This is a genomic window from Vibrio sp. 1557 (assembly GCF_033340175.1).
GTDB lineage: Bacteria > Pseudomonadota > Gammaproteobacteria > Enterobacterales > Vibrionaceae > Vibrio > Vibrio alginolyticus.
This window is the reverse complement of the sequence record NZ_JAWOVZ010000019.1, coordinates 38,377-52,912: the sequence shown is the minus strand read 5'-3', so window position 1 is coordinate 52,912 and position 14,536 is coordinate 38,377. Positions and strand designations below refer to the sequence as shown.

15 protein-coding genes are annotated in these 14,536 nt (G+C 44.1%); 8 read left to right on the top strand and 7 right to left on the bottom strand.

Annotation, left to right across the window (positions count from 1 at the left end):
* Positions 1 to 6 precede the first annotated feature (6 nt).
* The 5 genes from cobC to btuD all read left to right on the top strand — a co-directional run bounded on the left by cobC (position 7) and on the right by btuD (position 5,681).
* Entirely contained in the window at positions 7 to 621 is a 615-nt protein-coding gene (cobC, locus tag R7070_RS18750; protein WP_042521940.1) for an alpha-ribazole phosphatase, read from the top strand.
* 128 nt (positions 622 to 749) lie between these two features.
* The gene (locus R7070_RS18745; RefSeq protein WP_042521938.1) at positions 750 to 2,546 is read left to right on the top strand and encodes a M3 family oligoendopeptidase; all 1,797 of its coding nucleotides are present in this window, start codon (positions 750 to 752) and stop codon (positions 2,544 to 2,546) included.
* A gap of 274 nt (positions 2,547 to 2,820) precedes the next feature.
* A complete protein-coding gene (locus tag R7070_RS18740; protein ID WP_005377878.1) occupies positions 2,821 to 3,849 on the top strand; it encodes a succinylglutamate desuccinylase in 1,029 nt (342 codons plus the stop codon).
* Positions 3,850 to 3,931: 82 nt separating this feature from the next.
* Complete coding sequence (gene btuC / locus R7070_RS18735; protein WP_042521936.1) at positions 3,932 to 4,927, top strand: vitamin B12 ABC transporter permease BtuC; 996 nt, start codon at positions 3,932 to 3,934, stop codon at positions 4,925 to 4,927.
* Positions 4,914 to 5,681 (top strand): vitamin B12 ABC transporter ATP-binding protein BtuD, encoded by a 768-nt coding sequence (gene btuD / locus R7070_RS18730; protein ID WP_080773704.1) that lies wholly within the window; start codon positions 4,914 to 4,916, stop codon positions 5,679 to 5,681. The genes btuC and btuD overlap by 14 nt, the downstream gene beginning before the upstream one ends.
* Before the next feature lie 70 nt (positions 5,682 to 5,751).
* Here btuD and R7070_RS18725 read toward each other — a convergent pair whose 3' ends face one another.
* The 3 genes from R7070_RS18725 to R7070_RS18715 form a co-directional block, all read right to left on the bottom strand.
* A complete protein-coding gene (locus R7070_RS18725; RefSeq protein ID WP_042521933.1) occupies positions 5,752 to 6,327 on the bottom strand; it encodes a nucleoside triphosphate pyrophosphohydrolase family protein in 576 nt (191 codons plus the stop codon).
* 110 nt (positions 6,328 to 6,437) lie between these two features.
* Entirely contained in the window at positions 6,438 to 7,010 is a 573-nt protein-coding gene (locus R7070_RS18720) for a DUF1415 domain-containing protein (RefSeq protein ID WP_042521931.1), read from the bottom strand.
* A gap of 89 nt (positions 7,011 to 7,099) precedes the next feature.
* On the bottom strand, positions 7,100 to 8,323 hold the full coding sequence (locus R7070_RS18715) for an MFS transporter (RefSeq protein ID WP_005377873.1): 1,224 nt from the start codon (positions 8,321 to 8,323) through the stop codon (positions 7,100 to 7,102).
* A 106-nt stretch (positions 8,324 to 8,429) separates the two neighbouring features.
* On the opposite strand from R7070_RS18715, the gene R7070_RS18710 reads away from it, so the two are divergent.
* Positions 8,430 to 9,299, top strand: coding sequence for a LysR family transcriptional regulator (locus R7070_RS18710; protein ID WP_005389786.1), 870 nt, complete (start codon positions 8,430 to 8,432; stop codon positions 9,297 to 9,299).
* Positions 9,300 to 9,326: 27 nt separating this feature from the next.
* On the opposite strand, the gene R7070_RS18705 is transcribed toward R7070_RS18710, so the two are convergent.
* Positions 9,327 to 9,557, bottom strand: a complete 231-nt coding sequence (locus R7070_RS18705) for a glutaredoxin family protein (RefSeq protein ID WP_005377871.1) — start codon at positions 9,555 to 9,557, stop codon at positions 9,327 to 9,329.
* 138 nt (positions 9,558 to 9,695) lie between these two features.
* On the opposite strand from R7070_RS18705, the gene R7070_RS18700 reads away from it, so the two are divergent.
* Complete coding sequence (locus tag R7070_RS18700) at positions 9,696 to 10,211, top strand: M48 family metallopeptidase (protein ID WP_047100699.1); 516 nt, start codon at positions 9,696 to 9,698, stop codon at positions 10,209 to 10,211.
* Positions 10,198 to 11,325, top strand: coding sequence for a 23S rRNA (adenine(1618)-N(6))-methyltransferase RlmF (rlmF, locus tag R7070_RS18695; RefSeq protein ID WP_170893855.1), 1,128 nt, complete (start codon positions 10,198 to 10,200; stop codon positions 11,323 to 11,325). The genes R7070_RS18700 and rlmF overlap by 14 nt, the downstream gene beginning before the upstream one ends.
* Positions 11,326 to 11,396: 71 nt before the next feature.
* Here the strand turns inward: rlmF and R7070_RS18690 are convergent, their stop codons facing one another.
* The 3 genes from R7070_RS18690 to R7070_RS18680 all read right to left on the bottom strand — a co-directional run bounded on the left by R7070_RS18690 (position 11,397) and on the right by R7070_RS18680 (position 14,513).
* On the bottom strand, positions 11,397 to 11,717 hold the full coding sequence (locus R7070_RS18690) for a hypothetical protein (protein WP_005397755.1): 321 nt from the start codon (positions 11,715 to 11,717) through the stop codon (positions 11,397 to 11,399).
* Between the two features lie 70 nt (positions 11,718 to 11,787).
* Complete coding sequence (locus R7070_RS18685; protein ID WP_256900568.1) at positions 11,788 to 13,383, bottom strand: S41 family peptidase; 1,596 nt, start codon at positions 13,381 to 13,383, stop codon at positions 11,788 to 11,790.
* Between the two features lie 365 nt (positions 13,384 to 13,748).
* Entirely contained in the window at positions 13,749 to 14,513 is a 765-nt protein-coding gene (locus tag R7070_RS18680) for a hypothetical protein (RefSeq protein WP_005377865.1), read from the bottom strand.
* Between the last annotated feature and the right edge of the window lie 23 nt (positions 14,514 to 14,536).

The window sequence follows — 14,536 nt, the reverse complement described above, 5'->3', positions numbered from 1 at the left end:
AACAAAATGAAAACACTCAATATCTATCTTGTGCGTCATGGAAAAGTAGACGCTCCACCAGGACTCCATGGCCAAACAGATGTAAAAGTTACGCCTGCTGATCAAGAGAGTATTGCTCGGGCTTGGGCCGAGAGTGGACGAGGTGTGGGTGGAATAATTTCTTCTCCGCTTTCACGCTGTCAAGAACTGGCAAACATCATTGCTGAACAGCAATTATTACCAGTAATGACGGATGAGTCTTTACAAGAGATGGCATTTGGTGATTTTGATGGTATGCCTTTTGATATGCTCACTAAGCAGTGGAAAAAGCTAGATGCTTTTTGGCAATCGCCAGCACAACATACGTTGCCGAATGCTGAGAGCTTAAGCACATTTTCTGAGCGCATATGTCGCGTTTGGTCTCAAATCATCAACGATATCAATGACAATCTACTTATCGTCACGCATGGTGGCGTCATTCGTATGATTCTTGCTCATGTATTGGAGTTAGATTGGCGTAACCCAAAGTGGTATTCGACGTTGTCGATAGGAAACGCTTCTGTCACGCATTTAACAATTACCATAGATGAGCAAATTTACGCCTCGGTGCGTTCGATTGGCGTACCTCTTTTAACTCGTTAATTTATAAATATTAAAATGCCCAGAACGATATTGCTTACGGGCATAGTCACGGAAGATGTCAGTGGAAGCCCATCTGCTAGGTGCAGGAAGCGAAAATTGACTCAGTTACATAAAAAGGAAATATAGAAATGACAACGCCGAGTTGGGATTTGTCCATCGTTTATAACGACCTTTCTGACCCACGAATTCAAGACGATATTGCTCTTGTAGAACAATGTATTGATCTTTTGAATAAACAATCAGCAGATTGTGGCAACGTAGAGATCATGCAAAATGCGATTTTGACCAATGAAGCTGCGAGTCGTTTAGCGGGCACAGTTGCAAATTTTGCGAGTTGTTATGCTTCTGTTGATGCAACAAACGCCGAAGCGAAATCGTTACTTGGTAAAATGACCCGCATCTTTTCGGAGCTTTCCCAAGCGTTCAGTCCCTTTGATTTGACATTAACTCATGCCGACGAAGAGTTTATCTTGCGCGTGTTAGACCATGAGAATCCTGATATCAGTGGGCAAGCTTTTTCTATCTTGAATTCTAGAAAGTTGGCGGATACTCGTCTTAGCAACGCAGAAGAACAGTTACTGGCTGCGATGAGTGTGGATGGCAAATCGGCTTGGGGTAACCTATACGATAACCTGACTGGCTCATTGAAAGTGAAGCTTGAGTACACAGATGGTAATAGTGAAGAGCTTGGGTTTTCTCAAGCGGCAAGCATTCTTTATGGTTCTGAATTCGAGCGTCAAGAAGCCGCGTGGCGAGGCGTACAAGATGCAATGCAAACGCACCAAGAATCATTCGCTGCGATTTTGAATGCGTTAGCAGGATGGCGCTTAACTGAAAACAAAAAGCGTTCTACGAAGCGTGAAGTTCACTTCCTAGAGCCGAGTTTGCATGGTAGCCGAATCCAAGCTGAAACTTTAAATGCGATGATGACCGTAGCCAAAGACAGTCGAGCTATTGGTCAGAAAGCGGGTTTATTGATGGCGCAAGTACATGGTCTGGATGAGATGAAACCTTGGAATCATCTGGCGGCTATGCCTGCTTTGAGCGGTGAAGCGAAGGTTTACGACTTTGATGAAGCGATTGAGGTTATTTGTGAAGCATTTGAAACAGTAAACCCTGAGATGTCGGAATTTGTCCGTTTGATGGTACAAAATGGTTGGATTGATGCCGCGCCAAATGCTAACAAGCGTCTTGGCGCATACTGCACCAAACTGCCAGCAACGCGAACACCGCTTGTGTTTATGACTTGGAGTGGCAGCCGGTCAGACCTTATGACTCTGGCACATGAACTTGGCCATGCGTTCCATAACTGGGTTATTCGTGATTTGCCACTTTGCCAAACTTACTACCCAATGACGTTAGCAGAAACCGCCTCTATCTTTGCAGAAAACATCGTTCGTGATCATTTGATTTCGAAAGCTGAGAGCGTTGATGAAAAGCTCGAGATGTTGTGGGAAGAGTTGTCATCTGCGCTAGCTTTAATGATCAACATTCCGGTTCGCTACGAGTTTGAAAAATCGTTTTATGAACGCCGCCAGGATGGAGAGTTAACCGCAGATGAATTCTGTGAGTTGATGTCAGAAACTTGGAAAGAATGGTATGGCGACGTAATGAGCGAACCGGATCCGTACTTCTGGGCAAGCAAGCTGCACTTTTCTATTGATAGCGTGAGCTTTTATAACTACCCATACCTATTTGGTTTCTTGTTTAGCAAGGGTATCTATGCACAGCGAGAAACCAAAGGCGAAGCGTTTTACACCGATTACATCAATTTGCTGCGCGATACAGGCTGCATGATGGCGGAAGATGTCGTCGAAAAGCATTTGTCGATGGATTTAACCCAGCCAACGTTTTGGCAGCAGAGTGTTGAGCTAGTGCGTGAAAAAGTCGATGAGTTTGAGCGTTTGCTCGCACAGCGCGGCTAAGTTTTTCGCAGTGTTGATGCATAATCTGCTTTATAGCTACAAAAATTTGATCAAATCATAATGATCTTAATCAGGGCTGTGGTAAAGTTCACAGCCCTAACACTTTGTAATTGTTTGAAAATTAAACGCCTCAATGCTTGATTTGAGTGCCTGGCGCGAAAAGGCATCGGATTTTCGAGGGAAATAGTGATTTCTACTCATAAGTGAGATCGCAGCAACAAAAATCCTTTGTACAATTTATTAACATATCCGCCGTGCTATTAAGGAGTAACGCATGACGAAGTCTCTCTTTCGCCAATCGTTTTTAACTGACACGTTAGATGTTCATATTGATGTTGCACCAGCGGAGCAGGTGCTTTCTAACGGTGTAAAACTTAAACTCTATCAGCGTGGTGTATTAGAAGTAATCCCTGCGAATTATACTCAGGATACGAAGAACATCATCATCTCTTGTGGGGTTCACGGAGATGAAACCGCACCGATGGAGCTGGTGGATTCCATTATTCAAGACATAGAATCTGGGTTCCAGACGGTCGATACCCGTTGTCTGTTCATTATCGCTCACCCAGAATCCACTCTGGCGCACACGCGATTCCTCGAAGAAAATCTCAACCGTCTGTTTGACGAAAAAGAACACAAACAGACAAAAGAGCTTGTTATCGCCGATACGCTTAAGCTGCTTGTTCGAGATTTTTATCAGGATACCGACCCGACAACACGCTGGCACCTTGATTTACACTGCGCGATTAGAGGCTCGAAGCACTATACGTTTGCAGTAAGTCCTAAGACTCGTCATCCTGTGCGCAGCAAGGCATTGATCGATTTCTTGGACAGTGCACACATTGAAGCAGTGCTCCTGTCAAACTCACCATCGAGCACGTTTAGCTGGTACAGTGCCGAGAATTTTGGTGCGCAGGCTCTCACAATGGAGCTTGGCCGTGTGGCTCGTATCGGTGAAAATGACCTCGATAAACTGACCGCGTTTGATTTGTCTTTACGTAATTTGATTGCGGAAACGAAGCCAGAACACTTACCAAAACCATGCATTAAGTATCGCGTAAGTCGCACAATCGTTCGTTTGAACGAAGACTTTGACTTTATGTTCGACGACAATGTTGAAAACTTCACCTCATTTGTTCACGGCGAAGTGTTTGGTCATGATGGCGACAAACCATTAATGGCGAAGAATGAAAACGAAGCGATTGTCTTCCCGAACCGCCACGTCGCAATAGGTCAACGTGCAGCTCTGATGGTTTGTGAAGTGAAAACCCGTTTTGAAGAGGGTGAGTTGGTTTACGATTAATCCAACATTGCTTTGAGAAGTTAATTGCAATTTACCGAGGCTTAACTGTAAGGTTAAGCCTCGTTTGTTTTTATCGGCCGCTATGGATTTTCAACAACTTATCCTGAACAAGGAACGACGCTGGCAACGTAACCTGATGGTTATGTCGATCGTGCTCGCTGTACTCTCTGCCATTCACTTGATGGTCGGAGAAATTTTCCTTTCTCCTTTTCAATCCTTATCTGCATTTGAACAGAAGTTATTGGTGGACTTGCGTTTACCGAGGTTAGTGTCTGCGGCAATTATTGGTGCTGCGTTAGCGGTATCTGGCGCGACGTTACAAGTGTTGCTTGGGAACGTGTTGGCTGAACCTGGCGTGCTTGGTATCTCTGGTGGCGCAAGCTTAGCAATGGTCTTAATCATGTTCGCGTCACCTGTTCTTCCTACCCCGATTGTTTTTATGTTGGCAGCGATTGCTGGCTCGATGGTATTCACGTTTGTTTTGGTGGCGATAGCAAGGGCAATGCACCTGACGACGGCTCGATTGCTTTTGGTTGGGGTCGCATTGGGTATTTTATCGAGCGCGATTGTGACGTGGGCATTTTACTTTAGTGATGATCTCAGTTTACGCCAACTGATGTATTGGTTAATGGGCAGTATTGGCGGTGCAAGTTGGTATCAACATACCGTTACTTTGGTGATGTTACCGGTGCTTATCTGGTTATGTTGTAAAGGCAAGTCGCTTGATAAATTGATGCTGGGTGAGATTCATGCGACCCAATTGGGTGTCGATGTGCATCAAATGCGTTGGAAATTGATCCTCGCCATTTCTGTTTTGGTGGGTAGCTCAGTCGCTTTGGGTGGCATCATCAGTTTTGTTGGTTTGGTGGTGCCGCACTTGTTGCGTTTGGCTTTTGGTACTGAAAACCGTTATTTATTGCCACTTTCTGCAATATCTGGTGCTGCGTTGCTTGTATTTGCTGACATCGGCGCAAGACTGTTATTGGACTCCGCAGAGTTACCTTTAGGTGTCATGACAACATCGATTGGCGCACCTATTTTCATCTGGATGCTGGTGAAGAGTCATGATGCACGTTAAACATATGTCGGTTGGTAGTCGATTATTGCCTCTTTCTTTTGAATGCAAAGCTGGCGAAATCGTACATATCGTTGGGCCTAATGGTTCCGGTAAGAGTACTTTATTGGCTGCGATTTCTGGTACGTTAAGTCACCGAGACGGTATGAGTGGTGAAGTGTACGTTGGCAACAAAAACTTGCTTACTTTACCGTTGTCAGAGCAAGCTCATGTTCGAGGTTATTTGTGTCAGCAATCGCGCCCAGCGTTTAATGTTGATGTGTTTCAGTATCTCGCTTTATCTCTGCCAAGTGGTGCTGAGATTGCGGATATCAAAGTGCGTGATGCTGTCAATATGGTGGTGGAGCTGGTACAACTGCAAGATAAGCTTCATCGCAGTATTCAAACATTATCCGGTGGTGAGTGGCAGCGTGTCCGATTAGCAGGTGTATGTTTGCAGGTGTGGCGTACCATTAATCCTTTTTCGCAGTTTTTAATTTTGGATGAGCCAGCAGCACCGTTAGATATTGCGCAAGAGGGTCTGCTCTATCAATTGATTAACACTATGGCGGCGCAGGGAATTGGAGTATTGGTTGCTAATCACGATCTCAATCGCACATTAAAGCACGCAGATAAAGTATTGCTGCTTAACAACGGTGTGCTGCACTCATCAGGAAGTGCCGATACTGTGCTAACGGAAGAAGCTCTCGGGGAAGTGTTCAATACTCAAGTCAAAAAGGTCATCGTAGATGAGCAACCTTATTTAATCTTTGATTAATGTTTAGGGACAATAAAAAACGACCTACTTGAGGTCGTTTTTTTTTAATCGAGATAGCCAAACTCAACGCTTATTGAGTTAACGGTTTTAGATCTGCAGGGCGGTAGTAAACAGATTTGAGTACTTTGCCTTTACGAATGGTTTTACCTTCCGATACGAAATCTTCGGCGCATTTCGCGATGATGTATTCACCTTTCTGCACCGCCATCAACTTGATGCCTTGTTCCGCGTAGAATGCTTCTGTTTCTGAGTACTCTTGCTCGTTACGGCATACTTTGCTCATGTTGCTTGAATGTACTTCATCCCAGCAAGGAATAAATTCGATACCACGGTTTACCGCAACGTTTAATAGAAGATCAATTAAGTAGCTGATCGCCAGGTTGTCTTCTATTTTGCTGTGGCCAAGATGAACGAGACGGCCCATTAATACATACACGCTGTCTACGATGGCATCTGCTTGCTCAGTTTTACAATCTGCTTCTGCTAGCTCTGTTAGCTCTTCGATCGCCAAAGAGGTGTGTAGTGTATCTGCTTGTGCATCAAGGCTTGCAGCGTCTGCGACTGGTAAGTCGAACGTACTACGGAACTCGGTGATATCACGGTATAAGTGATCAAAAATCTCTTGGGTTAGCTTTGACAGTTGCATTCTAATTTCCATTGAATCGATTGAAGCGGCAATGATACCAAACCGCACTTTGAACCCCAAGGGCATTGCATCTAACTGGTGATAAATCTGCCTTTGGGGAATGGTGGTGCTTAACGAAATAGGTAAGGGAACAGCTTTTTACGTTCTTCCTCTGAAAGGGCGGAAACACGAGCGATGTTCGTATCGGGAATGGATTTAGGATCAGGATAGTGTTTTAGTACCTTTTCCATACTCTCTTCGCGAATCAAATGGAAGATCGGGTAAGGAGAACGATTGGTCAGGTTTTCGTCGTCTTCAGGCCTTGCGCCGCCAAAACAGTAATCAGGATGGAAAGTCGCTACTTGGAAAATACCTTCCCAGTTTTGCTGCTTAATTAATCCTTCAACCCAATCTATGCAAAAGTTGTAGTCCCAGAAATCTTGTAGCATGTTGGGAACCACAACCAACGTGGTCTCAAGTTGTTCGGGTTCTGTGTTACTCAGCTCAATCAGCTGCAATAAAATATCTTCAAGAAGCGCTTCTTCTTGAGTCGCTTCACTAACAAAAATTTTGATTTGTTTATTACGTTGCGGTTTGGCAGCAAACGGACAAAGGTTGAGTCCGATTACCACATCGTTGAGCCATTGATCGACCTGTTGAGTGATCGCTTCGATATCTGTGTTTTGTGTTGAACGCGTTGACATACGACTTTCTGGTTTTTATTAAAGTAGCCCAAGCATAGCAGAGTTGGTTATCCAAGTAACCAGAGAGGTATTACGCAAATGAGCGTACCTTAGCTACTCTTTAAACTCGCAGCGTCAGGTGTTTGGTCAGTATGCTTTCTTTCGGCAATGTGTTTCAAATACGCAATCGCAGCAAACATCGCTAGGTAGACGGCGCTTCCCCCCATGAGAACACTCGACCAACCACCATGTTGCCAACAATAAAGAAGTAAGAATCCTCCCAAACTACCGCCTACATAGTAGTGTACTAAGTAGAGCGCTGTCGCGGTGGCTTTGGCACGAGTGGCATTCTGACCGACCCAACCGTAGGCGAGGGTATGAGTAAAGAAGGCACCAAAACTTATCAGCAACAACCCAAATAGCATTGCAGTCAAGCTTTCAACCGCCGCAATCCACATCCCCGTCATGCTCACTATCGCGCCCAAGAACATGCCGAGGATTGATGAATAACGTTTACTCCAGTGGCCTGCGCAACGAGAGGAGAAAGTTCCTCCCAAGTAACAAATAAAGATCAGTGAGGCCAACCCGACGGGCACATTGTGAGGTTCACTCACCAGACGGAACCCCATTACGGAGTAAAGGTTGACGAACAAAGCAAAGTTGAGTCCTCCTATCAGCATCGCGAACCATACGCGTTGGTTTTTAAAATGACCAATAAGCGCACGATTTTGATGGCGCAAGCTGCTTGATGACGGGGTGAAGTTGCGCTGTGTTGGCAATAAATAGTGAACGCCAATGACACCAAGAAGAGTGAACACCATCATAACTTCAATGGCGACATCAACATTGAAATTGTCCGCCAATAAGCCGCCGCTAATACGTCCTGCAATACCGCCTAATGAGTTAGCCGCAATGTACGTTCCAATTGCCATCGAGAAAGCGTGCTTGTCGAGCTCTTCTGCCATGTAAGCCACGGCGACCGCAGCAAAAGCGGCGAGCGCGACACCGATCAGTGCTCGACATACCACCAAAAACAGGAATGAGTCACCAAACAGCATCAAAGCGGAAAGGGTAGGAATCGAAAACAGACCGGCCATCATGACTGGTTTTCGTCCCACTGATTCTGATAACACAGCCATTGGAACGAGGCTAAAAGAGAGAGCGAGTGTTGAGGCCGCAAATAACCAGTTCACTTGCGTTTCTGAGATCGTAAAAATTTGGGCAAAAGTGGGCAGCATTGGCTGTAGTAGGTATAAATTTGAAAAAACCAAGAAGGAACCAAGCGCTAGCGAGAGCGTAATGCGTTTGTATTCCGGTGTGCCAAAACTGACCATGAATCCTGCCTAATGTGAGCAAATGGAGAGACTGTGATCAATCTATCAGTTCGTTATAAATTAAAAAAATATATTAAAAATATGGACACCATATATTTTTGATCTAATGGAATCGAAACAACTTAAACATTTTCTGGCGGTCGCTGAACACGGAAACATTACCCATGCGGCGAAAGCCCTGCATATTGCCCAGCCCGCATTAAGCATTTCTATCAAAAAGTTTGAGCAGTCTTTGGGCGTTACCCTATTTCGCCGTGATGATAAAAAAATCAGCTTAACGAAAGAGGGCGAAACGTTATTTGTACATGCTAAGCGGGTGATTCAACAGTTGCACGACGCGCAGCTCGCGATTGATGAGTTGAAAGGTTTAGCGAAAGGCGAAGTAAGACTAGGGACGCCATCAATGATGGGCAGTTATTTCTTTCCACGAATTGTGATGGCGTTTAAAAGCCAATTCCCTGAGTTAAAATTGACCTTGGTCGAAGCTGGAACTCAATCGATTCGTCGTATGCTGCTCAATGGTCAACTCGATATTGGTGTGATCAGTTGTGATAATGTGCCTGATGATCTAGAAACTGACCATTTGTTTACTAGCCAAATGGTCGCAGTTGTTTCACCTGAGCATGAGTTAGCCCAGCGACACGCTCTTACTTTTGATGAGTTCTTTGAACACGATTTGGTTATGTTTCAGCATGGCTATTTTCACCGCGAATTTTTGGATCAGGTGAGTGAGGAGCATGGGTTTACCATGAAGTCATCATTCGAGACCAACTTACTGCCTTTGATTTTGAGTATTGTAAAACAAGAGTTTGCGATTACCGCGTTACTGGAATTGGTGACTCAACATGAGTCGGGCGTTGTTGGCTTACCGTTTGAACCACCAGTTACGCTGGATCTGGCACTTGCTTGGCGCAAGCAGGGGTATTTATCAATAGCAGATCGAACGTTTATCGACTTTATCAAGCGCTACGTTTAAACGCAGCGCAGATTCATCGTCCGAGCACTAGTCGCCTTTGTACATCTTCTCGAAGTTCTTTGGGTTCCAGCCAATCATTACCCGATCACCAATTTTTAAAACTGGCACTGAACGAGCACCAAGCGCATCAAGTTCTTTGCGACCGCGTTGCATCTTAGCATTGCACAAACGATAGTTAATATTTTTCGAATCCAGATAACGTTGAGCATCTTTGCAGTGAGGGCATTTGTCTTTGACGTAAAGGACGACACGTTTCATTGAGTTTCTCTCCATTATCATTGGGAGGCGAAGTTTAACGGCCTTTCACCATAAATGAAAGGCGAAAGCTAAGGTGAAACTGTCCTTTATCTCAGGTATATTGAGCGCCTTTATTTTGTCATAACAGACGTTAACTCTATGCATCCGTCACTTCGATACATTCAAGGCTACCCACAAAACATCGTAGAGCAGGTGAGCTCATTGATAGCGAGTGGCAAGTTTGTTCCTTGGTTCGAAAAGCGTTATCCCGATAGGCACCAAATCAAAAGCGAAAGGGCGCTCTATGAGTACGCCATGGCAATCAAAAATCGCTACATGAAGAAAGCCGCGCCAATCAGTAAAGTTGTCTACGATAAGAAAATTCACGCGGTAAACAATGCGCTTGGTTTGCACAGTGTAATCAGTAGAAACCATGGTGGTAAGCTTAAGTCGAAAAACGAGATTCGCATTGCCAATGTATTTAAAGATGCGCCCGAGCCACTATTAAGAATGCTGGTGGTACATGAGTTGGCACATACTCGTGAGAAAAACCACGACAAGGCGTTCTATCAGTTATGTTGCTGCATGGAGCCTGAGTATCACCAACTCGAATTTGATGCTCGTTTGTTTATGATTTACCTCGATTTAAAAGCGAATTTGAATGAAGAACAATAATCACAACGCGAAGCAAGCAAAGCCAAAGGCTTCAAAGGCGGCTCAGAATACAGACGCGAATAAAGCCAAGCCGAAGCGTGTTAAAGACAAAGTTGCGCGCAAATCCTCGCAGCCTGCAGGAAAGAGCGAAGTCGAGTTCATAAAAATAGCGAAGAATGGTTTGCATGAGCGTAATGTTCATCGAGGTCGTTACGATTTTAAAAAACTCGTGGAAAGTGAACCACAGTTAAAGCCATTCGTTATCAAAAATCCGAAAGGGGAAGACTCCATAAACTTCTCTGATCCTAATGCTGTTAAAATGCTCAATAAAGCATTGCTTGCTGCGTATTATGGTATCGAGTTCTGGGACATTCCCGACACCTACCTTTGCCCACCGATTCCGGGCCGCGCTGATTACATTCACCGAGTGGCAGAACTACTTGATGGTGAAGTAAAAGGTCAGTACGCGCACCAAAAAGTGAAAGCGTTGGACATTGGCGTGGGAGCAAACTGTATTTATCCGATTGTTGGTGTAACAAAATACGGTTGGCACTATACGGGCAGCGATGTCGATCCAAAATCCATCCAATCGGCTCAAACGATCGTAGAGCACAATCGTGTTTTGACGGGAAAAATTGCACTGGTACAGCAATACAATGATGCCAATATTTATCGAGGTATCATTCAACCGAATGATCGTTATGATGTGACGACATGTAATCCGCCATTCCACCGTTCGGCGGAAGATGCCGCTATGGGCAGCCAGCGTAAAATCGATAATCTAAAAGCAAACCAGCGCAAGAAAGGGCTAAAACCTCAAACCGCACAAGTAAAGACAAGTAAACCTGCGTTGAATTTTGGCGGTCAAAACGCTGAATTGTGGTGTGAAGGCGGAGAAGCGGCGTTTATCCGAAAAATGGCGAATGAAAGCCAAGCTTTTGCCGCGCAGGTCTTGTGGTTTACAACACTTATATCCAAAAAAGACAACGTTCGCCCGATGCGTAAGCAGCTTGAAAAATTGGGTGTGAAAGCCGTTCGTGTGGTTGAAATGAGTCAAGGGCAGAAAGTGAGCCGCTTTGTAGCTTGGTCATACATGGATAAGCAACAGCGCAGAGCATGGATTGAACTCAAGTAACGTTGACCGTTTCACACTGAACAATAAAGTAGGAAGCCCGCTGATATCAGCGGGCTTCTATTTTGGGAGATCTAAAACTTAATGATGGGCTCACAATCTAGTGAACTGAGAGAGACAAAAGTATCTGTTTTGGCATAGTACAAGCCACAGGTTTCACCTCTTATCTGCAACGTATATTGGTCTGGAAGATCCGTATAGCTGCCATCCAACAGTTGATTGTTGTTCCCTTTTACTCGTCCTTTTTCAATCAACAAATGCGGTGAGGATTCAAATACGTTATTTGCGATTCTAGGTGCTGGTGTCCCTTGGATTTCTGCGATCGCGTTTTGAATCTCTATGACTGTTTCCGGAGAGTTCTTTTTACTCAATGCTTCAACGGGTTCTTGTGACATAGCTTGGCATCCTATCAAAGAAATCGAAGTGCCTAAGAAAAGCGCAACCCGAATCAGCATTCGTAAAAAGTTAGTTGATCTCAACATGAATTGCCTCTGTTCGTAGCGGAGAGCGAAGATCGCTTAACTCCGGAGATGAAATGTTACGCGGCATGGCGTTGAAACTTAAAGGGGATACTGGCGGACAGGTTCCTGTTTCCATGTAGTTTAGCGCCGCAGAAAGCATACCTTCAGACGGATCGCCTAATGGTTTTGTTAGGTCGTCATTGACCCAGCAACCTTCCACTCTATTGTCTAAGCCTAGCTCGGTATTGATTTGGCTCTTTGGAGTAGGAATAAAACCATCAGCGAAGTCGCCAAATTTTTTCTCGTTCGCCGACTTGAACTGAATAGTGTAGTACATAGTGCCGCAGTTTTGTTCTGGTGAGAACCCGTACGGTTTACCTGTGGTTTTTGAACCTATTTGGATAACCTCCACATCAATGCCGCGCAAAGCGTTGATTAGCAGTTCACTTGAGGAAGCCGTGCCTCCTGAAGTCAGCACATATACGCGCTTTTTGTTCAGTGTCGGAAGCACTTGATCCGAATATTTCTGTGCTGCCCAGTCTATTGCTAGATTCGTAAAGCGATAGATGTTATCCCCATCTTTAATGGTACGCATCACTTTGTCATTATGAATCAACTCACTGAAGACTCGGTTCTGACCAGCACCGCTTAGCATGTAGCCTACTTGCGAGGACTGAAGGACTAAGCCACCACCGTTGTAACGTAAATCAACGACGATCTCGTCAACATTCTCTGCTGAGAGCGTACTGAACGCCTCAATAAGCGGGGCTTGAGCGCTTGGTTCAAAGGAGTTGTATTGCAGATAGCCGATCCGCATACCATTTTGTGTAATCACTTTGGCATTTTTAACTGGAGAGGTCATGACATCAGAGGCGGTAAGCGTCACGGTTTTCTCTAGACCGCCAACACTCTCAAATGTGAAGGTGTAATCTTGATTGATGTCAGGGTTAAAGAGCGTTTTATTAATAAAATCAATGTCGGACTGACTACCGGTGTTAACCACATCAATATTATTGATTTTCAGAAGCTTATCACCACGAGCAATGCCGCTTCTATCAGCTGGCGAGGCTTCTTCAGTGTAGGAAATACGAACGTCTCGAGGTTGTACGCCACGTAGGAATGCCCAGTTAAAACCAAATCCAGCAACTAAACCGGATTGCGATGATTTCATATCATCCTCATAAGGGACGGTAAAATGGAAGCGATCTTTTGGTTTACCCGTCGCGGTAGTAGCAGAGGTGACCAGCGTATTGAAGTAATCAGTAACAGTTTTGTAGTTTGCTGGATTATTATCAGGAACCTCGTCATACCATAGATACGTTTCGTTAGTAAAAGCTCTTAAAAAGAGTTTTTCGTGTAATGCAGAGCCCAATTTATCTGGATAGGCGGCATAGTTGTCATATGGGTCCAGTCCGACGCGGGGCGTTTCACATTGGTTGATAAACGTTTTCGACGGTTGGCTAAAATCATGAACTTTCCACGTTGGACCGTTTGCACTGCTAGTGGACGGAGTAGGTGATGAGCTATCACCGCCACCACCGCCACAGCCTTGTAATAATGCGAGAGTGACTGCCGTTGCTAAAGAATACTTAAATTTCACTTTTCTATGTCCTTATAAATAATAGAATTATAATTATGTGTTTTGCTTTTGTTTTTATTAGCTAGGTGAATGTATTAATTTAATTTGTTCGTCTGCAAATTTATAGTTAAATAGTGTGAGGTAAATAACGTAAAAAAGTTGTCTTTTATACTTAAGCTAAATTAGTCATTACTTAAGTTTTCTGTCTATTTCAAAAGAGCTAACAAGACAATTAATAAGTGTGAAATTAAGACAAGTTCTTAGTTGACTAAGCGACGCTTGCTAAATAAAAAATCAGAATTAGATTCAGGAAACGCTTTGAATCAATAGTTTGGTAGGGATATATGATGTTATCTCGGGGGTGTTTGATTTATTTATCTGATGCTTTAACTTAATTTAGTGAGTTGAGCGACGTGCTTTAATAAGCTTCCGTCAATGTTAGGTAAATCATCAGCGAAAAATATCTGAGCACCGGGAGTGCAGCGCATTAATATATTTGTTAGTTCACCTTCATTGTTGGAAGTGTTAACTGCGTTAAGTTTCGCTAATTTATTACAAAGCTCGTCCTCTATTTGCACTTTCTGCTCTTCGGTGAGCCTAATGCGACCTATACATACGCCTGGGTTGATATCATGAGAAAGCGAATCTTGTTGAAATCGCTCTTTGAATAAGGTGTCTAATGCCGTACCTTCTTCCATAATAAATCGACGACCAGAACGGTAAAACAAGCCGTCTCCGAAGTTTTCGACATATCCTAGAATTTCCGCGATACGCAAATAGAATCGTAAGCTTGTATCAGAAAGTCCGTAAGTTTGGGCTATCTCTTGCGGTTTAATATCACGAGAAGTCAGCATATAAATAAAATCAAGTAAATAAGGATGCTCAACGAAAAGGGCGCTCTCTTCATCTGTTAGCATTTGCTCGTTTTGGTGCTGAAGCTCGTTGGCTAAGGTTGCGAGTTCGATGAGATCGGTATTCAGGTAGTTCAGATAAATAAGTACTTTATCCAAACCTAAAGCTGGATTATGTAGGTGGCGTTTAATACTAGATAAAGGGATGCCACTTTTCTCTGACAAGGAATTGTAGCAAAGCCCTTCTTCTTTAATCTTTTGTCGTAGCGCTGCAAGTAAAAACTTTGGTCCAACATTCATCCTTGAATATCACCTTATTCGTT